Source organism: Streptococcus mitis (genome assembly GCF_946188375.1).
Classification (GTDB): domain Bacteria; phylum Bacillota; class Bacilli; order Lactobacillales; family Streptococcaceae; genus Streptococcus; species Streptococcus mitis_CX.
The window spans coordinates 194466-219885 of record NZ_CAMHUS010000002.1 but is presented as its reverse complement, the minus strand read 5'-3'; the positions used below and the strand labels follow the sequence as shown (position 1 = coordinate 219885).

Genomic DNA, 25420 nt, shown 5'->3' with positions numbered 1-25420 from the left:
ATGATGGAGGTCACGATAATGGCAACATTTTTGATGATTTTTGTGGTGGTTTGTGTGCTCCTATTGGTGATAGTCACACTGAGTACAGTTTATGTGGTTCGTCAGCAGTCGGTGGCGATTATTGAACGCTTTGGGAAATACCAAAAGGTTGCCAATAGCGGTATTCATATTCGCTTGCCTTTTGGGATTGACTCGATTGCAGCGCGGATTCAGTTGCGCTTGTTGCAAAGCGATATTGTGGTTGAGACTAAAACCAAGGATAATGTGTTTGTTATGATGAATGTAGCGACTCAGTACCGTGTTAATGAGCAGAGCGTGACAGATGCCTACTATAAACTCATGCGTCCAGAATCTCAGATTAAATCTTATATCGAAGATGCTCTTCGCTCTTCTGTTCCCAAATTAACCTTGGATGAATTGTTTGAGAAAAAAGATGAGATTGCCCTTGAAGTTCAACACCAAGTAGCAGAAGAAATGACTACTTACGGTTATATTATCGTGAAAACCTTGATTACTAAGGTCGAACCAGATGCAGAAGTTAAGCAATCCATGAATGAAATCAATGCGGCGCAACGTAAGCGGGTCGCAGCGCAAGAATTGGCGGAAGCAGACAAGATTAAAATCGTCACTGCAGCTGAAGCAGAAGCAGAAAAAGACCGCCTTCATGGTGTGGGGATTGCCCAACAACGTAAAGCGATTGTGGATGGATTAGCAGAGTCTATCACAGAACTCAAGGAAGCCAATGTTGGTATGACAGAAGAGCAAATCATGTCCATTCTTTTGACCAACCAGTATTTGGATACCTTGAATACCTTTGCCTCTAAAGGCAATCAAACGATCTTTTTACCAAATACGCCAAATGGTGTGGATGATATCCGTACACAAATCTTGTCAGCCCTTCGTGCTGAGAAGAAATAATAGACTAAAGAGCCTGGAGTCAGGCTCTTTTTGTATTACCCTTGTAGCTTTGAGGATTAAAATCCTCCTCCACAAATTATAGAATCTTTTCTGAGTATTTAGGGAGTGATGGAGGAAGTGTTGAAAGCGCTTTTGTTTTGTGATATAGTCAAATTGATAGACTTGTTTAAAGAGGAATGCTTGTATGAGAAGAGAAGAAGTTTTGCGAAATCACTGGTTTTTTAGCCAAGAGGTGGGGAAAGAAGAGGCCTTGGCGCCGGATTTTCATAGAGAAAATTGGCAGGCTATTCAAGTGCCACATGACTGGAGTATTTACAATGATTTTGACCAGTATTCGCCAGCGCAAAATGAGGGTGGTCAGTTAAATGGTGGTCAAGCCTGGTATCGGACACAGTTTTACTTGGAAGAAGATGCCAGTCTTGTATCGGTGCGTTTGTTGTTTGATGGAGTTTACATGAATGCCCAAGTCTATATCAACGGGCAAGTGCTGGGCTATTATCCCAGTGGCTATACGCCCTTTTCTTATGATATCACGCCTTATCTAAGAAATGATGGGACGGCCAACCAGCTTGCGGTTTTTGTGGAAAATCAGCAACCTAGCAGTCGTTGGTACTCTGGTAGCGGTATTTACCGAGAAGTAAAATTATTGATTACAGATTCGGTGCATCTGGATTTATATGGGATTAAGATAGAAAGTCCCAAGCTAAAGGAACAAAGGCAATCTTGGGTGGAAACCCAGCTTGAAAGCAAGGTTTCAAATGATGGGCCTCAGTCCGTGTCGGTGTATTTGGAACAGAGTATCTGGTATGATGGCCAACAGCTGTCAGACTGGCAGGCGACAGACTCTATAGTGATTGAGTCTGGGGACAAACATCATTTCCAACAAGCAATATCAATTTTTCAACCCTTGCTTTGGGATATTGCTTCCCCTCACCTTTACCAATTGAAGACTCGTCTTTACAAAAATGGCATTTTGGTTAATGAAGAAGAAGAGACCTTTGGTTACCGCTATATGGATTGGCAAGCGGATAAGGGTTTCTTTCTAAATGGTCGCTGGTTGAAGATTCATGGGGTTTGTTTGCACCATGACTACGGAGCATTGGGAGCTGTGGAAAACAAGTCAGCTGCTGAGAGATGCTTGCGCCAGATGAAGGAAATGGGGGTCAATGCGATTCGAATCACCCATAATCCAGGCAGTAGCATCTTGCTGGATCTGTCTGCCAAAATGGGCTTACTCATCCAAGAAGAAGCCTTTGATACCTGGTATGGAGGCAAGAAAGAATATGACTATGGTCGCTTTTTTGAGGAAGAAGCGACTCATCCAGAAGCGAAAACAGGCGATTTCTGGTCAGATTATGATTTGCGCACCATGATTGAGCGTGGTAAGAACAATCCAGCGATTTTTATGTGGTCCTTGGGAAATGAAGTCAGTGAAGCAAATGGAGATGCTCATTCATTGAAGACGATCAAACGCTTGCTAGAAAGGGTTAAGGAGGTTGATGATAGCCGTTTTGTGACCATGGGAATGGATCAGTTCCGCTTTGGAGATGGGTCTGGAGGTCATGAAAAGATAGCCAATTTGCTGGATGTGGTGGGCTTGAATTACTCGGAAGATAATATTGATGGGATTCGCAAAAGACATCCCAAGTGGCGACTTTACGGATCTGAAACCTCATCGGCTACAAGGACGCGTGACAGCTATTTTCGCCCAGCTAAGGAATGGGTTGGGGATAATCGCCGCGTGCGGAATTTTGAACAGTCAGACTATGGCAATGATCGAGTTCCTTGGGGGAAGACGGCGACGGCTTCTTGGATAGCAGATAGAAATCGGCTAGACTATGCGGGTCAGTTTATCTGGACAGGAGTGGACTATATCGGTGAGCCGACTCCTTGGCACAATCAAAATGACACGCCTGTAAAGAGTTCCTATTTTGGGATCGTGGATACGGCAGGGATTCCTAAAAATGATTATTATCTCTATCAAAGTCAGTGGTTGGCACTAGATCAGCAGCCTATGGTTCATATCCTGCCCCACTGGAATTGGGAAATCCACAAGAGTTATCAACAAGTTGTGGATAAGTATGGGGATATCCCTGTTCGAGTGTATTCAAATGCTGGTTTTGTAGAGCTATTTCTCAATGGAAAATCTCAAGGTAGGAAGACTTTTCAGGAAAAATGGACTTCAGACGGTCGAAAATACCAAGAGGGAGAGGGTTCTGACCAACTCTATCTCGAATGGCGTTTGCCTTATCAACCAGGAGAATTGCATGCTGTAGCCTATGACCATCAAGGTCAGCTTGTGGCAGAAGATAGGGTAGTGACTGCAGGTAAGCCAGCCAAAATCGGGTTACATGCCGAGAAAACAAAACTGGAACCAGATGGGCAAGACCTCCTCTATCTCTATTTTGATGTATTGGACAAGGATGGAAATTGGGTGCCGAGTGCTTCCAATCAGATTCATTTTAAAATTGAGGGCCCTGCTCGCATTGTAGGTGTGGATAACGGCAGGCAGGCCAGTCGTGAACGTTATCAGGCTCAGAAAAATGGTCGGTTTAAGAGGAAGGCCTTCCATGGCAGAGGTGTACTTTTGGTTCAGAGCTTGGAGCAGGCAGGCCAAGTAAGAGTAAAGGCCAGTGCCAGAGGGCTAGAGACAGCAAGTTTTGATCTCTTAGTGGGAGAGGCTTTTGATTGCCAGCCAGTGAAAAATCAGCGCTTATTTGAGATTCGAGTGGATAAGCAGGCCGGATTACAAGAAGGGGATTCCCCAGCTATTGGACTTTATCCACAAACTGTGGATAACCCTGTGAACAAGGTGGGGAATAGTGAAGTGATTTGGGAGATGAGTGGTAGTGCCCAGGCCATTATAAATCAGGGAGTGCTTCATTGTTTGTCTGCTGGCGACTTGGCTATCCGAGCCATGTATCAAGGCAAAACCTATCAAACTCATTTGCAGGTCGCAGAAAATACCTCACTAGGGCAGGCAGTTTCTGCACGACCACTTCGCTTGTATACAGCTAAGGGAACTTATCCACAGCTGCCATCTTCAGTTTTGGTGGACTATGAGCTCGGGGGTGCAAAACGAGTCAAGGTTGTTTGGGAGGCAATATCCGAAGAAGATATGGCAAGCTTTCATGAGTTTACGGTATCTGGTCAGCTAGAGGGTTTGGATTTAAAGGCTTCTGCTCAGGTTTGTGTCCAAGGGATTTCCGCTATTGAACCTGAAAGGGTTTGGACGCTTGTCAAGGAAGTCCCACATTTACCAGACCGAGTCAAGCTAGTCTTATCAGATGGCAGACGAGATACAGCCAAGGTTACTTGGGATGAACTCAAGCCTCAAATCTATACTCAGGTAGGAGAATGCGTTCTCACAGGGCAGGTAGCGGGCTGTGAGTTGCCAGCAACAGTCACCATTCATGTGACAGATGCTAGTGTAGATGGTGAAGTCATTTCCAATCAGTGGACAGGGTCCAATCTGCCTCTGGTCTTTGCTTCTCACTCAGAGCCTAATCATTCAGCATCTTACCTCAATGATAAGGTCATTGCTCGGAAGAAATCGACAGCCAATACTTGGATTGCCAAGTCAGAGCAAGCTAGCGTCGGTATTCTGTTTGGAGATGCAGGGATTTTAAAACCGCGATTTGTGGATAACGTGACCTTGTATTATGTCGAAAATCAAGAATACGTGGCGGTGGATCCTACCCATATCGATTATTATGTAGGGAATGAGCCTGCCTTGCCTCGGACTCCAAATCATTTGGATAAGGATTCTCTGCTCAAGCAAGAGGAGAATTGGCGCCCTGTATCAGCTATCCAAAAAGTTTCAAGCGACAAGGCTGAAGAGCTTCGTTTTGAATTTGACAAGGTGGAAACCTATGCCCTTCGTCTTCGATTTGAAGGCTTGGCAAGCCCTCTAGCGTTAACAGAATTGCAAGTACATGACAAAAAAGTAAAGAAAAGTGTAGATAGGAAATAGTATGGTAAGAGAAATAAAACCTCATGGCCCCTTGCCTAGTCAGGCCCAGCTAGCTTATTTAGAGGATGAACTAGCAGCCTTTATCCATTTTGGGCCCAATACCTTTTATGACCAGGAATGGGGGACAGGTCAGGAGGATCCTGAACGCTTTAACCCGACACAGTTAGACGCGCGTGAATGGGTTCGTGTGCTCAAGGAAACGGGCTTTAAAAAGTTGATTTTGGTGGTCAAGCACCACGACGGCTTTGTCCTCTATCCGACAGCTCACACAGATTATTCGGTCAAGGTCAGTCATTGGAGGAATGGAGAGGGGGACTTGCTCCTTGAAGTATCCCAAGCTGCCACAGAGTTTGATATGGATATGGGGGTCTACCTATCGCCTTGGGATGCTCACAGTCCTCTCTATCATGTGGAGCGAGAAGCGGACTATAATGCCTATTATTTGGCTCAGCTGAAGGAAATCTTATCAAATCCTGCCTATGGAAATGAAGGGAAATTTGCTGAGGTCTGGATGGATGGTGCCAGAGGAGAGGGTGCTCAAAAGGTCAATTATGAATTTGAGAAATGGTTTGAAACCATTCGTGACCTGCAGGGCGATTGCTTGATTTTTTCAACAGAAGGCACCAGCATCCGCTGGATTGGCAATGAAAGAGGGTATGCAGGTGATCCATTGTGGCAAAAGGTGAATCCTGACAAACTAGGAACAGAAGCAGAACTGGACTATCTTCAGAACGGAGATCCCTCAGGCACTATTTTTTCAATCGGTGAGGCAGATGTTTCCATCCGGCCAGGTTGGTTTTACCATGAGGACCAGGATCCTAAGTCTCTTGAGGAGTTGGTCGAAATCTATTTTCACTCAGTGGGGAGAGGAACCCCGCTCCTACTTAATATTCCGCCGAATCAAGATGGGCTATTTGATGAAAAGGATATTGAACGACTTTATGAATTTGCGGCCTATCGCAATGAGCTCTATAAAGAAGATTTGGCTCTGGGAGCTAAGGTATCTGGTCCAGCTCTTTCCGCAGACTTTGCTTGTCACCATCTGACAGATGGCCTGGAAAGCAGCTCTTGGGCAAGCGATGCAGACTTGCCCATCCAGTTAGAACTCGACTTAGGATTTCCTAAAACTTTTGATGTCATTGAGTTAAGAGAAGATTTGAAGCTAGGGCAACGAATCGCTGCTTTTCATGTGCAAGTAGAGGTGGATGGCGTCTGGCAAGAATTTGGTACAGGCTTTACAGTTGGTCATAAGCGTCTCCTGCGAGGTCCGCTAGTAGAGGCACAGAAGGTGCGCGTGACGATTACAGAGGCACTATCTATGCCTGTATTGACTAAGATTTCCCTCTATAAAACTCCTAGCTTATCACAAAAAGAAGTTGTTCAGGGACTAGCATTTGCAGAAAAAAGCCTATCTGTGGCAAAAGGAGAGACTCTTCATTTTAGGATTGAACGTAGCGAAAGTAATACTCCTTTGGAGGCTAAGATTTCGATTCAGCCGGGGACAGGTGTCCATGGTGTCGCCTATCAGGACGAAATTCAAGTCCTTCAATTCCAAGCTGGGGAAAGCAAAAAAGATTTGTGTCTACCAACCCTGCACTTTACTGCTGATCAGACTTTGGATTTCTATCTCAATTTGACTGTTGATGGACAGTTGGTTGATCAACTTCAAGTACAAGTTTCATAAAATAAAAGAGCCTTTGCACGATACAAAGGTTCTTTTGTCTACTAGCTAGTGACTTGGTAACCAGCTAAGTGTAAAGGTTAGTTGCTCAGCTTTTAAGAGGTCTTGGTGTTGAATGCTAGATACTGGTGCCTTGTTCAATCGGCATTCTTTTACAAAGTTAAAATGGCTGTGGTTTTGCTCAGCATGAATATCTAGCCATTTATCTTCTTTGGCAAGGTAGACTCGGAGGTGGTCAAAGAGAGGGATTCCGAGGTCATAGCTTGGTTTTCCTGTACAGGTCGGATAAAAACCGAGAGTTGACCAGATGTACCAGGCTGAGAGACTGCCATTGTCTTCATCGCCAGGATAGGCTTCCCAACTTGGGTGAAAAGCTTTCTGACGGAGCGTCTTGATGAGAAGAGCAGTGTAGTCAGGGTAATCGCTGTAACGGAAGAGATAAGGAATGTGGAAGCTTGGCTGGTTGGAAATGGCGAGTTGTCCAAAAGGAGCAGTAGCCATCTCGCTCATTTCGTGAATCTCGTAACCATAGCCTGTTGTCTCAAAGAGGGGAGCCTCCTGACAGGCTTTTAAAAGATAGTTGCTAAAGGCTTCTTTTCCACCCATAAGCTGGATCAAGCCTGGGATATCGTGGAGGACGCCTAAAGTTGCTTGGATGGCAGAGCATTCGGCATAGTCGCGTCCCCAACTATAAGGAGAGAAGTCAGGACGGAAGTTGCCTTGACTATCAAGCGCTCGCATGTAACCTGTCTCAGCGTCAAATAGATGGCGGTAATTTTGTGATGCGGCCTTGTAGGTTTCAGCGATTTCTATTTTCCCTAGTTTTTCAGCACAGCTAGAGATACAAAAGTCACTATAGGCATAGTCTAGGGTGTGGCTGACGCTTTCGTGGTGGTCGGTAGAGAGGTAGCCTAGTTCTTGGTATTGGACTAGTCCGTGACGACCATTGATGCCGAGAGGGTCGGCCTTGCTGGCTGTTTCAAGCATGGCTTGGAGGAGTTCTTCTTCTAGGTCGGGGGCCATGTCCTTGCAGGCGCTATCTGCGATAATACCGTCTAAAAGTGTACCTGGCATCATACCCCGTTCATCTGGAGCCAGCCATTTTGGAAGGAAACCAGTATCGCGGTAGTTATTGAGAAATCCTTCTAAAAAGCGGTGGTAGTGTTCCGGTATGATAAGGGCAAAGAGGGGGAAGGTGGTTCGGAAGGTATCCCAGAAACCATTGTTGTTGAAGAGGACACCAGACTTGACAGTTCCAGTAGCCAGATCCATGTGGATGACTTGTCCTGATTCATCAACCTCATAAAAAGTCTGAGGAAAGAGGAAGAGTCTGTAGAGACAGTGATCAAAGAAGGTTCGGTCAGCTTCTCCTGTCTCTATAATGTCAAAACGATGGAGGAGATTTCCCCAATCTTTTTGTGCACTTGCTTTGCAATTATCGAAGTCTTGTTGAGGTAGATTAAGCAGTGCTTGAGAAGGAGAGATGAAAGAAGTTCCTAGCTGAATTTCAGCATGGCTACTTGCTAAGTCGATTCGCCAGTCTTCGCCTTCTTGGCTGATAGCAAGAATATCTGTATTCATTTGCAAGGTAGTGAACATCGTTAGTGGATTTTTGTTGGTTTCAGTTTTCCCTTCTTGTCGCAGGGCAAGAGTTCGCTTATCTACTTGTTCCACGGTCAGCTTATCTGCTACGTGAAGGTAGAGGGAGAGGGCTTTGCCTTGCTTTTGCTCCAAACGAATAGAAGCACCGTAGCAAGTCGGTGTAAGCTGGCTTTCAATCTGATAGCGCAGGGAGAAAATATTCAGATAATGAGGTTGGAAAGAGGCCTTATCCATATCATAAGAAGACTGGCGGTGAAAGAGACTGTCTCCACTAATCTGGCCTGTGACAGGTGTCAGGAGGAGCCAAGAGTAGTCGCCAATCCAAGGGCTGGGCTGGTGGGTTAATCGAATCCCCTGAAAGATAGGCAGATGCGGATCGAAAAACCAAGATCCTTCCTGGTTACTGGTCTGGGGTACAAAGTAATTCATCCCAAAAGGCACGCCTGTGTATGGCAGGGTATTTCCCCGAGAAAAGGCATGCTTGCTGGCAGTTCCAAAGCGGGTATCGATGGTTTCAAGTAGTGGTTTCATAGTCTTTCCTTTAGCTGTTTTTCTACATTATATCAGAAAAAGAGGGCCTTTAGAAAAGGAGCTTCAAAGATAACTATTTTGTAGAAAAATGACTATCATTTGTGTATGTATTTTCTGTCTCAAAAGCTATATACTGAAAATGAAACTTGTTTGAAAGAGGATACTGCACGATGATTTATTCAAAAGAAATTGTTAGAGAATGGCTAGATGAAGTGGCAGAGCGGGCTAAGGACCATCCAGAGTGGGTGGATGTTTTCGAGCGTTGCTATACAGATACCTTGGACAATACGGTTGAAATCCTAGAAGATGGTTCAACTTTTGTCTTGACTGGGGATATTCCTGCTATGTGGCTTCGAGATTCGACAGCTCAACTCAGACCCTACCTGCATGTGGCTAAAAGAGATGCCCTCCTGCGTCAGACCATTGCAGGTTTGGTCAAGCGTCAGATGACCTTGGTACTCAAGGATCCTTATGCCAATTCCTTCAACATTGAGGAAAACTGGAAGGGTCACCACGAGACAGACCATACCGACCTTAATGGCTGGATTTGGGAACGCAAGTATGAGGTGGACTCGCTTTGCTATCCGTTGCAGTTGGCTTATCTCCTCTGGAAAGAGACTGGTGAGACTAGCCAGTTTGATGAGACTTTTGTCGCAGCGACTAAGGAGATTCTCCATCTTTGGACGGTTGAACAAGACCATAACAACTCTCCTTATCGTTTTGTTCGAGATACGGACCGCAAGGAAGATACCTTGGTAAATGATGGCTTTGGACCTAATTTTGCAGTGACAGGTATGACTTGGTCAGCTTTTCGTCCGAGTGATGACTGCTGCCAGTATAGTTACTTGATTCCGTCAAATATGTTTGTTGTAGTAGTCTTGGGTTATGTGCAAGAAATCTTTGCAGCATTAAACCTAGCTGATAGCCAGAGAATTATTGCTGATGCCAAGCGCCTCCAGTCTGAAATCCAAGAAGGAATCGAAAATTACGCCTACACAAGCAACAGCAAGGGCGAAAAGATTTATGCCTTTGAAGTAGACGGTTTGGGAAATGCTAGCATTATGGATGATCCAAATGTACCAAGTTTGTTGGCTGCGCCTTATCTGGGCTACTGTTCAGTCGATGATGAAGTTTACCAAGCAACTCGCCGTACCATTCTGAGTCCAGAAAATCCTTACTTCTATCAGGGAGAATACGCTAGCGGTCTCGGAAGTTCTCATACCTTCTATCGCTATATCTGGCCAATCGCCCTTTCTATCCAAGGTTTGACAACAAGAGATAAGGCAGAGAAGAAATTCTTGCTGGATCAGCTGGTTGCTTGCGATGGGGGTACAGGTGTTATGCATGAAAGCTTCCACGTGGACGACCCAACTCTCTACTCTCGTGAATGGTTCTCTTGGGCTAACATGATGTTCTGTGAGTTGGTCTTGGATTACTTGGATATCCGCTAAGGAGCTCGCTTTCGCTCAATTGATTCTTGGAAAGAATCACAAATTTACATTTAAAACGTTAAAATTTAAATTTAGAATGAGGTTTTACTTCATGGAAAATGTTGTTGTACATATTATCTCACATAGTCACTGGGACCGTGAGTGGTACTTGCCTTTTGAAAGCCACCGTATGCAGTTGGTGGAATTATTTGACAATCTCTTTGATCTCTTTGAAAATGATCCTGAGTTCAAGAGTTTCCATTTAGATGGACAAACTATTGTCCTTGATGACTACTTGGAGATTCGCCCTGAGAATCGCGACAAAGTCCAACGATATATTGACGAAGGCAAACTTAAAATTGGTCCTTTTTACATCTTGCAAGATGACTACTTGATTTCAAGTGAAGCCAATGTCCGTAATACTCTTATCGGTCAGCAGGAGGCTGCAAAATGGGGCAAATCAACCCAGATTGGTTACTTCCCAGATACCTTTGGAAATATGGGGCAAGCGCCTCAAATCCTTCAAAAATCAGGCATTCACGTGGCCGCTTTTGGTCGTGGTGTGAAGCCGATTGGATTTGATAACCAAGTCCTTGAAGATGAGCAGTTTACTTCCCAGTTTTCAGAAATGTACTGGCAGGGTGCGGACGGAAGTCGTGTCCTCGGGATTCTCTTTGCCAACTGGTACAGTAATGGGAATGAAATCCCAGTTGATAAAGAAGAGGCCTTGACCTTCTGGAAACAAAAACTGGCAGACGTGCGTGACTATGCTTCGACCAACCAGTGGTTGATGATGAACGGTTGTGACCATCAGCCTGTCCAGAAAAATTTGAGTGAAGCCATTCGTGTGGCAAATGAACTCTTCCCAGATGTAACCTTTGTTCATAGTTCTTTTGATGAATATGTCCAAGCCGTGGAAAGTGCCCTACCAGAGCAGTTATCAACGGTTACAGGTGAGTTGACCAGTCAGGAAACAGACGGCTGGTACACACTTGCCAACACTTCTTCATCTCGTATTTATCTCAAACAATCCTTCCAAGAAAATAGCAACCTCCTAGAGCAAGTTGTAGAACCCTTGACGATTATTACTGGGGGACATAACCACAAGGACCAGTTGACCTATGCTTGGAAAACTCTCTTGCAAAATGCGCCGCATGATAGTATCTGTGGCTGTAGCGTGGACGAAGTTCACCGTGAGATGGAGACACGTTTTGCCAAGGTCAACCAAGTAGGAAACTTTGTTAAGAGCAATCTTCTTAACGAATGGAAGGATAAAATCGCTACGTCTAAGGCTCAAAGTGATTATCTCTTTACGGTTATCAATACAGGCTTGCATGACAAGGTTGACACTGTCAGCACAGTGATTGATGTTGCGACTTGTGATTTCAAGGAATTGCACCCAACAGAAGGATACAAGAAGATGGCTGCTCTTATCTTGCCAAGCTACCGTGTGGAGGACTTGGATGGGCGTCCTGTAGAGGCTAAAATCGAAGATCTCGGAGCTAATTTTGAGTACGATTTACCAAAAGATAAGTTCCGCCAAGCTCGTATCGCTCGACAAGTGCGCGTGACCATTCCAGTTCACCTAGCGCCACTTTCTTGGACAACATTCCAATTACTGGAAGGAGAACAAGAACACCGTGACGGTATTTATCAAAACGGAGTGATTGATACGCCATTTGTAACGGTGAGTGTGGATGACAATATCACAGTCTATGACAAGACAACTCACGAAGCCTATGAAGATTTTATCCGCTTCGAAGACCGTGGGGACATCGGAAACGAGTATATCTATTTCCAACCAAAAGGAACAGAGCCAATCTATGCAGAGTTTAAGGGATATGAGGTCTTGGAAAACACAGCTCGCTACGCTAAGATTTTGCTCAAACATGAATTGACAGTGCCTGTCAGTGCCGATGAAAAGCTAGAAGAAGAGCAAAAAGGTATCATCGAGTTTATGAAGCGTGAGGCTGGACGTTCAGAAGAATTGACAAGCATTCCTCTGGAAACTGAGTTGACTATCTTCGTTGATAATCCACAAATCCGTTGCAAGACTCGCTTTACCAACATTGCCAAAGACCATCGTATCCGTCTCTTGGTCAAGACTCATAACACGCGTCCAAGCAATGATTCTGAAAGTATCTATGAGGTGGTGACACGACCAAACAAACCAGCTGCTTCATGGGAAAATCCTGAAAATCCTCAACACCAACAAGCCTTTGTCAGTCTGTATGACGATGAAAAAGGTGTGACTGTATCCAACAAGGGATTGAATGAATACGAAATCCTTGGAGACGACACCATTGCAGTGACTATTTTGCGTGCATCAGGTGAGTTAGGTGACTGGGGTTATTTCCCAACACCAGAAGCACAATGCTTGCGTGAGTTTGAAGTCGAGTTTGCGCTTGAATGCCACCAAGCCCAAGAACGCTTCTCAGCCTATCGTCGTGCTAAAGCCTTGCAGACACCGTTTACCAGCCTTCAGCTTGCTAAACAAGAAGGAAGCGTGGATGCGACTGGTAGCCTCTTGAGCCATTCTGTTCTCAGCATACCGCAAATCTGTCCAACAGCCTTTAAGGTAGCTGAAAATGAAGAAGGCTATGTTCTTCGTTACTACAATATGTGTAGTGAAAATGTACGTGTACCGGAAAGTCAACATCTCTTCCTTGACCTACTTGAACGACCATACCCAGTTCATAGAGGCCTCATTTCACCACAAGAGATTCGTACAGAATTCATCAAAAAAGAAGAAATTTAATTTCAAAAAGTAAACATAAAAAGAAAGGAGGGGCGAAAAGGTAAGAACTAACTGCTGATTCGCCCCTTTTTATGGTAAAAACAATGACCATTGCAACAATTGATATCGGAGGGACTGGGATTAAGTTTGCTAGTCTGACTCCTGATGAGAAAATACTGAATAAGACAAGCATTCCAACGCCTGAAAGTTTGGAGGATTTACTAGCTTGGTTAGACCAGCGCTTGTCAGAGCAGGATTATAGCGGGATTGCTATGAGCGTTCCAGGTGCAGTCAATCAAGAGACAGGTGTGATTGATGGCTTCAGTGCGGTGCCCTACATTCACGGATTTTCTTGGTATGAGGCGCTTAGCTCTTATCAGATTCCTGTCCATCTGGAAAATGATGCCAACTGCGTTGGACTCAGTGAATTACTGGCTCATCCAGAACTTGAAAATGCAGCCTGTGTCGTGATTGGGACAGGGATTGGCGGAGCCATGATTATCAATGGCAGACTTCATCGAGGTCGCCACGGTCTGGGTGGGGAATTTGGCTACATGACAACTCTTGCCCCTGCTGAAAAGCTCAACAACTGGTCGCAACTAGCGTCAACTGGGAATATGGTACGCTACGTGATTGAAAAATCTGGTCAGACTGATTGGGACGGTTGCAAGATTTACCAAGAGGCTAAAGAAGGTAATACCCTTTGTCAAGAAGCTATTGAGCGCATGAACCGTAATCTGGCGCAAGGCTTGCTCAATATTCAGTATCTGATTGATCCAGATGTCATTAGTCTGGGAGGCTCTATCAGTCAAAATCCAGATTTTATCCAAGGTGTCAAGGAAGCTGTTGAAGACTTTGTCAATACCTACGAAGAATACACGGTCGCACCTGTCATCCAAGCCTGCACCTATCATGCAGATGCCAATCTCTACGGTGCCCTTGTCAACTGGTTACAGGAGGAAAATCAATGGTAAGATTTACAGGACTTAGTTCCAAACAAACGCAAGCTATTGAGGTTTTAAAAGGTCACATTTCTCTACCAGATGTGGAAGTAGCTGTCGCTCAGTCTGACCAAGCCTCTATCTCTATCAAGGGTGAGGGTGGCCACTATCAACTAACCTATCGCAAACCTCACCAACTCTATCGCGCCTTGTCCTTGTTGGTAACAGCTCTAGCAGAAGGTGATAAAGTAGGGATTGAGGAGCAGGCGGCTTATGAAGATTTAGCCTACATGGCTGACTGTTCTCGAAATGCGGTGCTGAATGTGGCTGCTGCCAAGCAGATGATTGAGGTCTTGGCTCTCATGGGCTACTCAACCTTTGAGCTTTACATGGAAGATACCTACCAGATTGAAGGGCAGCCTTACTTTGGCTATTTCCGTGGAGCCTACTCAGCTGAGGAATTACAGGAAATCGAAGCCTATGCCCAGCAGTTTGACATGACCTTTGTGCCTTGTATCCAGACCTTGGCCCACTTGTCAGCCTTCGTCAAATGGGGTGTCAAAGAAGTCCAGGAGCTCCGTGATGTGGAGGATATTCTTCTCATCGGCGAAGAAAAGGTTTATGACCTGATTGATGGCATGTTTGCTACCCTATCTAAACTGAAGACTCGCAAGGTCAATATTGGGATGGACGAAGCCCACTTGGTTGGTTTGGGACGCTACCTCATTTTGAACGGTGTTGTGGATCGTAGTCTCCTCATGTGTCAACACTTGGAGCGCGTGCTGGATATTGCAGACAAATATGGTTTTCACTGCCAAATGTGGAGCGATATGTTCTTTAAACTTATGTCAGCAGATGGCCAGTACGACCGTGATGTGGAAATTCCAGAGGAAACTCGTGTCTACCTAGATCGTCTCAAAGACCGTGTGACCTTGGTTTACTGGGACTATTATCAGGATAGCGAGGAAAAATACAATCGCAATTTCCGCAACCATCACAAGATTAGCCATGACCTTGCCTTTGCAGGGGGAGCTTGGAAGTGGATTGGTTTCACACCCAACAACCATTTCAGCCGTCTCATCGCTCTTGAAGCCAATAAAGCCTGTCGTGCCAATGATATCAAAGAAGTCATCGTGACGGGTTGGGGGGACAATGGTGGTGAGACCGCTCAGTTTTCTATCCTACCAAGCTTGCAAATCTGGGCAGAACTTAGCTATCGTAATGACCTAGACCGTTTGTCTGCACACTTCAAGACCAACACAGATCTATCAGTTGAAGATTTCATGCAGATTGACCTAGCCAACCTCTTACCAGACCTACCAGACAATCTCAGTGGTATCAATCCTAACCGCTATGTCTTTTATCAGGATGTTCTCTGTCCGATCCTTGACCGACACATGACACCTGAACAGGATAAACCCCACTTCGCTCAGGCAGCTGAGATTCTTGCTAACATTAAAGAAAAAGCTGGCAACTATGTCTACCTCTTTGAAACTCAAGCCCAGTTGAACCAGATTTTAAGTAGCAAAGTGGACGTGGGACGACGCATTCGTCAGGCCTATCAAGTAAACGATAAGGAAAGTCTGCAAGAAATCGTAAGACAAGAATTACCAAAACTCAGAAGCGAGATTGAAGACTTCCATGCCCTCTTTAGTCACCAATGGCTGAAAGAAAATAAGGTCTTTGGCTTGGATACAGTTGATATCCGTATGGGCGGACTCTTGCAACGCATCAAACGAGCAGAAAGCCGCATCGAGGCTTATCTGACTGGTCAGCTTGACCGCATCGACGAGCTAGAAGTGGAAATCTTACCATTTACTGACTTCTACGCAGACAAGAACTTCGCAGCCACAACAGCCAACCAGTGGCATACTATTGCGACAGCTTCAACGATTTATACAACTTAAAAACAAGAATACCTTACCTTGGGCAGAGTGTTTCTCGTGAAACATCCCTTTCTTAAAAAAGTACTCCACATAAAATAATTTGTGGAGTTTTTTCTATAATTAGTAGTTTAACCTAACCTTCAAATAGGAGTATACTAATAATGTAATCGTTATCAAAAGTCTAAAAAGGAATTTTTAGATGGATATCAAAATAAAAAAGGGAGGAAATTATGAATAAGTTTTCAAAAACCTTGAGAGACAACTGGATCTTTCTCTTGATGGTTTTGCCAGGGGCACTCTGGTTGATTCTATTCTTCTACATTCCAGTATTTGGAAACGTGGTTGCCTTTAAAGACTACCACATGACCAGTAATGGATTTATAGATAGTATCGTGAATAGTAAATGGGTCGGACTCGATAATTTCAGATTCTTGTTTAGTTCAAAAGACGCCTTTATTATCACACGAAATACTGTACTCTACAATCTCGGCTTTATCTTTATTGGCTTGATTGTATCAGTAGGGATTGCCATCATCCTCAGTGAACTCCGTTCTAAGAGAATGGTTAAGATCTTCCAAACTTCCATGTTGTTCCCTTACTTCTTGTCTTGGGTTATCATCAGTTTCTTTACAGATGCCTTCCTAAATATTGATAAAGGGGTCTTCAATCATTTCCTAGAGTCTATCGGAATGAAGGAAATCAATTTCTACGCTGATTTGGGCATCTGGCCATACCTTCTCCTTTTCCTAGGTATTTGGAAAGGCTTTGGATATAGCAGTGTCATGTACTATGCGACAATCATGGGAATTGATCCAACCTACTACGAAGCAGCAACAGTAGACGGGGCTAGCAAATGGCAACGAATTCGCAATGTAACTATTCCGCAGTTGACACCATTGGTAACCGTATTGACCATCCTTGCAGTCGGAAATATCTTCCGTGCAGACTTTGGTCTTTTCTACCAAATTCCCCACAATGCTGGTCAGCTTTATAACGTAACCAACGTCTTGGACGTATATGTTTATAATGGTTTGACTCAGACAGCGGATATCGGGATGGCTTCAGCAGCAGGTCTCTACCAATCAGTAGTCGGCTTGATTCTGGTTATCCTATCAAACTTACTTGCAAGACGAGTTGATCCAAACTCAGCCTTGTTCTAGAAAGGAGGAGAATATGGCAGAAAAGAAAATTAAAAAAGAAAAAATTGATAATGTCGGCATTCACTCCTTCAGTAAGAAAGCAGATATCTTCTTCAGTACCATTTCTGGTTTGATCGCCCTCTCTTGTATCCTACCCTTTGTATTCGTTATCGTTATTTCGGTGACAGATGAAAAGAGTATCCTCCAAAATGGATATAGCTTCTTCCCATCTCAATTTGGCTTAGACGGTTTTGAGTTCTTGGCACAGTTTAAGGATAAAATCCTACAAGCCCTCTTCATCTCAGTTTTTGTAACAGTGGTGGGGACTATCACAAACGTTTTTATCACAACAACTTATGCCTACGCCATTTCACGGACAACCTTTAAGTATCGCAGATTCTTTACAATCTTTGCCCTTCTTAGTATGTTGTTCAACGCTGGTTTGGTACCAGGCTATATTGTGGTCACTCGTTTACTTCAACTTGGTGATACAGTTTGGGCCTTGATTGTTCCAATGCTTCTCTCACCATTCAACATCATCTTGATGCGTTCCTTCTTCAAGAAGACCATTCCAGAAGCCATTCTTGAATCCGCTCGTATCGATGGTGCTAGTGAGGCCCGGATCTTCTTCCAAATCTGTTTGCCATTGTCATTACCAGGTATCGCAACCATCACGCTTTTGACAGCTCTTGGTTTCTGGAATGACTGGTTCAACGCCCTTCTTTACATCAAGAGTGACAACTTGTATCCATTGCAATATTTGCTCATGCAAATCCAGCAAAATATGGACTACATCGCCAAAGCAGTCGGCCTATCTGGTCAACTGGGAGTTGCTCTTCCAAAAGAAACAGGTCGTATGGCCATGGTTGTGGTCGCAACCCTTCCAATCGCGATTCTGTATCCATTCTTCCAACGCTACTTTGTAAAAGGTTTGACTATCGGTGGTGTGAAAGAATAGTACTTGTCGAGAAAAATCATTTCTCATTTCCAAACTTCCCTTGTGTGAAGTTAATACTCTTCGAAAATCTCTTCAAACGGCGTCAACGTCGTCTTGCCGTACTCAAGTACAGCCTGCGACTAGTTTCCTAGTTTGCTCTTTGATTTTCATTGAGTATAAGATCATTACATTGTTTATAAGTTTAAAAATAAAAAAAGGAGTTTTTATCATGAAAAACTGGAAAAAATATGCTTTTGCATCTGCTAGTGTAGTCGCTTTGGCTGCTGGTCTCGCTGCTTGTGGAAACCTTTCAGGTAACAAGAAAGCTGCTGACTCAGCTTCAGGTGAAAAAACTGTTATCAAAATGTACCAAATCGGTGACAAACCAGATAACTTAGATGAATTGCTAGAAAATGCCAACAAAATCATCGGTGAAAAAGTTGGTGCTAAATTGGATATCCAATATCTTGGATGGGGTGACTATGATAAGAAAATGTCAGTTATCACATCATCTGGTGAAAACTATGATATCGCCTTTGCATCTAACTATGTCGTAAATGCTCAAAAAGGTGCTTATGCAGACCTAACTGACTTGTACAAGAAAGAAGGGGCAGAACTTTACAAAGCACTTGACCCAGCTTACATCAAGGGTAACAGCATTAACGGTAAAATTTACGCAGTTCCAGTTGCAGCCAACGTTGCATCATCTCAAAACTTCGCCTTTAACGGAACTCTTCTTGCTAAATACGGTATTGATATTTCAGGTGTCACTTCATATGAAACACTTGAACCAGTCTTGAAACAAATCAAAGAAAAAGCTCCAGATGTAGTGCCATTTGCGGTTACTAAGAACTTCATCCCATCTGATAACTTTGACTACCCAGTTCCAAATGGACTTCCATTCGTTATCGACCTTGAAGGGGACACTACTAAGATCGTAAACCGTTACGAAGTGCCTCGCTTTAAAGAACACTTGAAGACTCTTCACAAATTCTATGAAGCTGGATACATTCCAAAAGACGTAGCAACAAGCGACACTTCATTTGACCTTCAACAAGATACTTGGTTCGTTCGTGAAGAAACAGTAGGACCAGCTGACTACGGTAACAGTTTGCTTTCACGTGTTGCGAATAAAGATATCCAAATCAAACCAATCACTAACTTCATCAAGAAAAACCAAACAACACAAGTTGCTAACTTTGTCATCTCAAACAACTCTAAGAACAAAGAAAAATCAATGGAAGTGTTGAATCTCTTGAACACTAACGCAGAACTCTTGAACGGTCTTGTTTACGGTCCAGAAGGCAAAAACTGGGAGAAAATTGAAGGAAAAGAAAACCGTGTTAAAGTACTTGATGGCTACAAAGGAAACACTCACATGGGTGGATGGAACACTGGTAACAACTGGATCCTTTACATCAACGAAAACGTTACAGACCAACAAATCGAAGATTCTAAGAAACAATTGGCTGAAGCTAAAGAATCTCCAGCACTTGGATTCATCTTTAACACTGACAATGTGAAATCTGAAATCTCAGCAATCTCTAACACAATGCAACAATTCGATACAGCTATCAACACTGGTACTGTAGACCCAGATAAAGCTATTCCAGAATTGATGGAAAAATTGAAATCTGAAGGTGCCTACGAAAAAGTATTGAACGAAATGCAAAAACAATACGATGAATTCTTGAAAAACAAAAAATCATAAGATCAATTGATTTCGTGTATTCATTCCTAATTCCTAAAAACTGAATCACTGTTTTCCTCAGGCCTATCTGGGGGAGGCAGTGATTTTTTGAAACGAGAGCATAGATATCCATGTTTTCTTATCACTATTTAACCATTCAGGAAATCTCAAGTACCCTTTAGGATTTGGAGTAAGGATTTGGGGGAATATGGCTTATATTAGAGATGTTCCGAGTTTACAAAGGAGGGTTCACATGAAAAAGTATCGACTTCTATTCAAAATAAGTGCAGTCTTCTCTTACTTATTTTTCGTATTTGGTCTTTCTCAGCTGACGCTTATCGTCCAAAATTATTGGCAATTTTCTTCCCAGATTGGCAATTTCGTCTGGATTCAAAATCTCTTGAGTTTGCTATTTATCGGAGTCATGATTTGGATTCTGGTTAAGACAGGGCATGGTTATCTCTTTCGCATTCCAAGAAAAAAATGGCTTTGGTATTCGATTTTGACAGTATTAGTGGTAGTGCTCCAGATCTCTTTTAACGTTCAGACAGCTAAACATGTTCAGTCAACTGCTGAGGGTTGGGCTGTATTGATCGGTTATAGTGGGACCAACTTTGCTGAGCTAGGTATCTATATAACTTTGTTCTTTCTGACTCCACTTATGGAAGAGCTAATCTATAGAGGATTACTGCAACACGCCTTTTTTAAGCATTCGAGATTTGGCCTTGATTTGCTTCTTCCGTCAATTTTATTTGCTCTTCCTCATTTTTCAAGTCTGCCTAGTTTGTTAGATATCTTCGTCTTTGCAACATCTGGCATCATCTTTGCTAGTTTGACCCGCTATACCAAGAGCATTTATCCTTCCTATGCGGTGCATGTGATTAATAATATTTTCGCGACTCTACCATTTCTGCTGACTTTTTTACATAGGGTGTTTGGGTAAATACTGACGCGAGAGTTAGGAATGATAGCTTTTCAATTTAAGGAGGGAAATAAGAATGACACCATTAAAATGGTTTGCAGGAGGCAGCGAAAGACGTTGTGAAGCCATGACGATCATAGATCATCTATTGGAAGATATAAAGGATACGCCTCAACTGACTCCCTTGAAAAATCTGTTAGTGAGTTATAAAAGACGATTAGAGGACGATGGGACCTCTACTCCATTTATTTTGAGTCAAATGAATGTTGACCTTGCGCGCGTATTGATTGATAACAAGCTAAGTTTGTCAGAAAATCAAGCTGAGCAGATCAAAAAATTGAGAGAACTATCTGCAATTCGCTATGGTTACTGATGAAGTGCAGGGACAGGCCATCTTCTACAATTTCCAGTCAAATAAATTGCATTCGCTTTCTCAAGCAGGTATACTAGTATAGTTAGATGAAAAATTCTGAAAATTTAAGAATAGAAAAGAGAACAAATCTTATGGCAAAAGATATTCGTGTCTTACTTTACTACCTTTACACTCCAATTGAAAATGCAGAGCAATTTGCTGCAGACCACTTGGCTTTCTGTAAATCAATTGGCCTTAAAGGTCGTATCCTAGTCGCTGACGAGGGAATTAACGGAACAGTTTCAGGTGATTATGAAACAACTCAAAAATACATGGACTACGTTCACAGCCTCCCAGGTATGGAAGACCTCTGGTTCAAGATTGACGAAGAAAGTGAACAAGCCTTCAAGAAGATGTTTGTTCGCTACAAGAAAGAGATTGTCCACCTTGGTTTGGAAGACAACGACTTTGACAACGACATCAACCCACTTGAAACAACAGGTGCTTACTTGTCTCCAAAAGAGTTCAAAGAAGCTCTTCTTGACGAAGATACCGTTGTCCTTGACACACGTAACGATTATGAGTACGACCTAGGACACTTCCGTGGGGCTATCCGCCCAGATATCCGCAACTTCCGTGAGTTGCCACAATGGGTTCGTGATAACAAGGAAAAATTCATGGACAAGCGTGTCGTGGTTTACTGTACAGGTGGCGTTCGCTGTGAGAAATTCTCAGGTTGGATGGTCCGTGAAGGCTACAAAGATGTTGGCCAATTGCACGGAGGAATTGCAACTTACGGTAAAGACCCCGAAGTTCAAGGTGAGCTTTGGGATGGGAAAATGTACGTCTTTGACGAGCGTATTGCCGTAGATGTAAACCATGTCAACCCAACCATCGTAGGGAAAGACTGGTTTGATGGAACACCATGTGAACGTTATGTCAACTGTGGAAATCCATTCTGTAACCGTCGTATCTTGACATCAGAAGAAAATGAAGACAAGTACCTTCGTGGATGCTCACACGAGTGCCGTGTTCACCCACGTAACCGCTATGTTTCAGAAAATGAATTGACACAAGCTGAAGTGATCGAGCGCCTAGCCGCTATCGGTGAAAGCTTGGATCAAGCAGCTACTGTATAAGATTAAACAGTCCTTAGGGGCTGTTTTTCTATGCTTTTTACTCAAAAATTAATACTCAATGAAAATCAAAGAGCAAACTAGGAAGCTAGCCGCAGGCTGTACTTGAGTACGGCAAGGCGAAGCTGACGCGGTTTGAATTTGATTTTCGAAGAGTATAAAGTTTGTTTTTGTATCTTTCAGAAAAATAAGGTATACTATATGTAAACGATTTCAAAGGAGTTCAGTTATGACGAAAACATTTTTTATTCCAAATAAACAGAGCATTTTAGGAGAACAGGAAATTTTGACTGCCAAGTCTATCTTGGCCTTGGTGGATGGTTTGGAGTCGCATAGCTATGATGCTATCTATCTCCGTCAGCCTCTTAATCGTCTTGAGTATATCGAGTGTGCGATAGTGGGGCAATCACAATTTCTTTTTAAGGTCAGTTATGCTGATAGTCAAAAGGCTTACCGTATCGATCTTCCTGACCTACTCACGAAGACAGACTGGCAGATTATCAAATCATTTTTAGATGCTCTGCTTGCTTATACAGGAACTGAGATTGAAGGACTAGATGGTTTTGATTTTGAAGCTTATTTCCAAGCAAGTATTCAAGCCCATCTGACAGACGCTGCAGCCCGTTTTACGATTTGCCAAGGAATTTTTAATCCTGTTTTCTTTGGTCATGAGGACTTGAAAAGCTTTTTAGAGGAAAATGGCTTGGCTCAGTTTGAAGCGCGTGTACGTGCGGTTCAAGAGACAGATGCCTACTTTGCAAGAGTTTCCTTCTATCAGGATGGAGAAGGCCAAGTGCACGGTGTTTACCATCTGGCTCAAGGAGTCAAGACAGTATTACCGAGAGAACCATTTGTTCCTACTGCCTATATTGAGCAATTGGTGGATAAGGAAGTGCAGTGGGAGATTGACTTGGTTCAAATCACAGGAGACGGCTCTAAACCAGAAGACTATGAAGCCATTGTCCGCTTAGACTATGCAAAATTCCTAGAGTCACTACCATCAGCATCTTACCACCAACTAGATGCCAATCAATTAGAAGTGCAACCCATCTTAGACAAAGATTTTAAAGCATTAGCACAAGAAAAGTAAAGCAGAAGCAGGTCAATTGCTATTTAGCGTGCGAAATATGGTTTAGTCTTGTTAAGTTTTGTAATATAAAATTTTAAGAATTGCTTAGTTCAATAAAAAACAGCATAATATAAAAAATATAATATTATTCGGTAACTAATTATCAGGAGATTTTAAGATGGATATCAAGAAGGAAGTAGGTAAAAGAATCCGAATGTTGCGAGAGATGAAACATATCACTCGTGAAACTCTTTGTGATGATGAAACTGAGATAACGGTGCGCCAATTAGCACGGATTGAATCAGGCCAGTCTTCCCCGAGTTTATCCAAGGTAGAGTATATAGCTTACAAACTAGGCTGTTCAATTTCACATATAGTAGATATGGATCATATGATTTTACCCTCCGAGTACTTGATATTAAAGGATAAACTCATTAAGTTTCAAACTTATGGAGATGATGATAGAATCCAAGTTAAGGAAGAGTTGTTTGAAAGAGTTTACGAACACTATTATGACAGTCTACCTGAGGATGAGCAGATTGCAGTTAGTGCCTTACAAGCTAGTTTTGATGTCTTTGTAAGTGAAGATGCAGGTTTTGGCGATGCTTTGCTGGATGAATATTTTGAACAAGTAAAGATAAGGAAAAACTATTCGGTGAATGATTTGCTTCTGATAAAATTGTACTTTGTTTCGTGTTTAGCAAGACCGATTGGGTATCATCATGAACTGTTTTGGATGCTTTCTAAAAAACTTATAAGAGAAACAAATTCATCCGATTTAGAGACAGCTTATATGTTAAAGAGAACAGTGCTTGATTCTTTAGCTGTTCAATGGATGGAAAAATCTTACTCCACTTTTGAGCCTTATGTTAAGGCGATGAACAGGCTGATGATTTTATCGCAGGATTTTCAAAACAAGCCAATTGTTGATATGCTTGAAGCTATGTGTACCTTATTTCATAAACGGGATAAGGAAAAAGCCATCCGCTTATACGATAGAGCTATTATTTGTGCTCAAGCATTTGGAGACCAAGTATTAGAAGCGCGTATATTGGGAGAAAAAGAAAAAGATTTAAAAACTTTTGAGGAAATGGAGAGCTAACATGACATTTTTGTCATGTTTTTTTATTTTTGAAAGCGCTATACTATGATCATAAAGAACAAGAGATAAGGAGGAAAGAAGCATGTTTGGATTTGAAGTATTCTTAAGTCTTAGTTTTTGGTTTTCTGGATAGGAGATAGAAATGGAAGATTTTAGTATCTCGCTAGAGACGTTTACACAAACTCGCCACAGTTTGCTGTTTCGAAATAACACGACGGAGCAAAAGTTGGTACAAATAGAGTTGAATAAGGAACCATTCCGTTTAGCTATTTTAGATGCAGGCGAAGAGCGAGTTTTAATCTTACCAGAAGAATTATCTATTATCGAAAGTTTTAGAATTTCAGAAGTGGAGGACAATCCATGATGTCAAAAAAACATGTTGTAGAGACAATGGTTCTTCTTGTGATAGCATCTTTATTTTTAGCAGGATTTTACTATCAAAACCAGGAATCTCATCATCAAGAAGAAACAGCGCAAGAGCTCCTCTTAAAAAAAGAGGAGGAAATAAACCAATATATTTCAAAAACTAAAAATACAACATTCAAGAATGCATTGTTAACCTCTAATGAGGGAGCACAGGTTCAACTATCAGATTATAAGTTTAGACCAAAGGTTGTGGTATTCTGGGCTAGTTGGTGTCCTGATTGCCAAAAAGAGCTCCCAATCATTCAGCGCCTTTATGATAAATACCAAGATAAAGTTGATTTCTTTATGGTGGATATAGTTGATGGGGAACGTGAAACACTTGAAACCTCTCATCAATTTTTAAGGAATCAGGGTTTTACCTTTCCAGTTTATATAGATCAAGATTTACAAGCTTTTAAGTTTTTTGATGTAAAAGCTATTCCAACAATATTTATAGTGGATAAAGATGGGATAGTGAAACAAATTTATGTAGAACAAGGAAGCGAAGAAATCTTGTCTAAAGATTTAAAACAGTTAATAAATGACTGAAATGAGAATCTCATTTGGTTATTATAAAAAATTTTTTAAAAGGAGGGTTTTCTGATGAGAAAACTAACTGGACGTGTCAAAAGACACATTGTAGCAGGTCGCTTTTGTATTATAGGTCTTCGATATGGAGTAGGCATATTTTGTTGGGATTAAATAGGAGGATGAAGTAGTGAAAAAACTAAGTAACAAAAATAAACAGCACATTGTAGCAGGTCGCTTTTGTATTATAGGTCTTCGATATGGAGTAGGTATATTTTGTTGGGATTAAAAGGAGGGTTAAGTAATGAAAAAACTAAGTAATAAACATAAAAAACACATTGTGGCAGGTCAATTTTGTGCTGTTTCACCACTCGGTATTTATGGAATGCTCACAGGTATTGGGTTCTTCTGCTGGAGTTAACGTAATCTAAAAATCTCTGG

At 42.5% G+C, this 25420-nt stretch carries 18 protein-coding genes; 17 read left to right on the top strand and 1 reads right to left on the bottom strand.

What is annotated here, in order from left to right:
• The first annotated feature begins 33 nt into the window (after nucleotides 1–33).
• The 3 genes from N8M16_RS03585 (at nucleotide 34) to N8M16_RS03575 (ending at nucleotide 6575) form a co-directional block, all read left to right on the top strand.
• Nucleotides 34–918 carry an SPFH domain-containing protein gene (locus N8M16_RS03585; RefSeq protein WP_004235732.1) on the top strand — a complete coding sequence of 295 codons (885 nt, stop codon included), beginning with the start codon at nucleotides 34–36 and terminating at the stop codon, nucleotides 916–918.
• A 184-nt stretch (nucleotides 919–1102) separates the two neighbouring features.
• A complete protein-coding gene (locus tag N8M16_RS03580) occupies nucleotides 1103–4891 on the top strand; it encodes a glycoside hydrolase family 2 TIM barrel-domain containing protein (RefSeq protein WP_261069639.1) in 3789 nt (1262 codons plus the stop codon).
• Between the two features lies 1 nt (nucleotide 4892).
• On the top strand, nucleotides 4893–6575 hold the full coding sequence (locus N8M16_RS03575; RefSeq protein WP_261069638.1) for an alpha-L-fucosidase: 1683 nt from the start codon (nucleotides 4893–4895) through the stop codon (nucleotides 6573–6575).
• Nucleotides 6576–6620: 45 nt separating this feature from the next.
• Here the strand turns inward: N8M16_RS03575 and N8M16_RS03570 are convergent, their stop codons facing one another.
• Complete coding sequence (locus N8M16_RS03570; RefSeq protein ID WP_261069637.1) at nucleotides 6621–8705, bottom strand: GH92 family glycosyl hydrolase; 2085 nt, start codon at nucleotides 8703–8705, stop codon at nucleotides 6621–6623.
• Nucleotides 8706–8875: 170 nt separating this feature from the next.
• Here N8M16_RS03570 and N8M16_RS03565 point away from each other — a divergent pair, with 170 nt between their 5' ends.
• The 14 genes from N8M16_RS03565 to N8M16_RS03500 all read left to right on the top strand — a co-directional run bounded on the left by N8M16_RS03565 (nucleotide 8876) and on the right by N8M16_RS03500 (nucleotide 25000).
• Entirely contained in the window at nucleotides 8876–10156 is a 1281-nt protein-coding gene (locus tag N8M16_RS03565) for a glycoside hydrolase family 125 protein (RefSeq protein WP_033682470.1), read from the top strand.
• Between the two features lie 91 nt (nucleotides 10157–10247).
• Nucleotides 10248–12893 (top strand): alpha-mannosidase, encoded by a 2646-nt coding sequence (locus N8M16_RS03560; protein ID WP_261069636.1) that lies wholly within the window; start codon nucleotides 10248–10250, stop codon nucleotides 12891–12893.
• Between the two features lie 83 nt (nucleotides 12894–12976).
• A complete protein-coding gene (locus N8M16_RS03555) occupies nucleotides 12977–13846 on the top strand; it encodes an ROK family protein (protein ID WP_261069635.1) in 870 nt (289 codons plus the stop codon).
• Nucleotides 13840–15720, top strand: coding sequence for a beta-N-acetylhexosaminidase (locus N8M16_RS03550; protein WP_261069634.1), 1881 nt, complete (start codon nucleotides 13840–13842; stop codon nucleotides 15718–15720). Before N8M16_RS03555 ends, N8M16_RS03550 begins: the two co-directional genes overlap by 7 nt.
• 209 nt (nucleotides 15721–15929) lie before the next feature.
• Nucleotides 15930–16859 (top strand): ABC transporter permease, encoded by a 930-nt coding sequence (locus N8M16_RS03545; RefSeq protein WP_001032152.1) that lies wholly within the window; start codon nucleotides 15930–15932, stop codon nucleotides 16857–16859.
• Between the two features lie 13 nt (nucleotides 16860–16872).
• A complete protein-coding gene (locus tag N8M16_RS03540; protein WP_000818351.1) occupies nucleotides 16873–17796 on the top strand; it encodes a carbohydrate ABC transporter permease in 924 nt (307 codons plus the stop codon).
• Nucleotides 17797–18004: 208 nt separating this feature from the next.
• The gene (locus N8M16_RS03535) at nucleotides 18005–19486 is read left to right on the top strand and encodes an ABC transporter substrate-binding protein (protein ID WP_261012101.1); all 1482 of its coding nucleotides are present in this window, start codon (nucleotides 18005–18007) and stop codon (nucleotides 19484–19486) included.
• A 232-nt stretch (nucleotides 19487–19718) separates the two neighbouring features.
• On the top strand, nucleotides 19719–20408 hold the full coding sequence (locus tag N8M16_RS03530) for a CPBP family intramembrane glutamic endopeptidase (RefSeq protein WP_261012100.1): 690 nt from the start codon (nucleotides 19719–19721) through the stop codon (nucleotides 20406–20408).
• Between the two features lie 55 nt (nucleotides 20409–20463).
• Nucleotides 20464–20760, top strand: a complete 297-nt coding sequence (locus N8M16_RS03525; protein ID WP_049543194.1) for a bacteriocin immunity protein — start codon at nucleotides 20464–20466, stop codon at nucleotides 20758–20760.
• A 131-nt stretch (nucleotides 20761–20891) separates the two neighbouring features.
• Nucleotides 20892–21878 carry an oxygen-dependent tRNA uridine(34) hydroxylase TrhO gene (gene trhO, locus N8M16_RS03520; RefSeq protein WP_001030022.1) on the top strand — a complete coding sequence of 329 codons (987 nt, stop codon included), beginning with the start codon at nucleotides 20892–20894 and terminating at the stop codon, nucleotides 21876–21878.
• 226 nt (nucleotides 21879–22104) lie between these two features.
• A complete protein-coding gene (locus N8M16_RS03515; protein ID WP_084887743.1) occupies nucleotides 22105–22965 on the top strand; it encodes a DUF4299 family protein in 861 nt (286 codons plus the stop codon).
• 157 nt (nucleotides 22966–23122) lie between these two features.
• Nucleotides 23123–24046 (top strand): helix-turn-helix domain-containing protein, encoded by a 924-nt coding sequence (locus tag N8M16_RS03510; protein WP_020902121.1) that lies wholly within the window; start codon nucleotides 23123–23125, stop codon nucleotides 24044–24046.
• Between the two features lie 142 nt (nucleotides 24047–24188).
• The gene (locus N8M16_RS03505) at nucleotides 24189–24410 is read left to right on the top strand and encodes a hypothetical protein (protein ID WP_000389381.1); all 222 of its coding nucleotides are present in this window, start codon (nucleotides 24189–24191) and stop codon (nucleotides 24408–24410) included.
• A complete protein-coding gene (locus N8M16_RS03500) occupies nucleotides 24407–25000 on the top strand; it encodes a TlpA family protein disulfide reductase (protein WP_033682461.1) in 594 nt (197 codons plus the stop codon). The genes N8M16_RS03505 and N8M16_RS03500 overlap by 4 nt, the downstream gene beginning before the upstream one ends.
• Nucleotides 25001–25420: the final 420 nt, after the last annotated feature.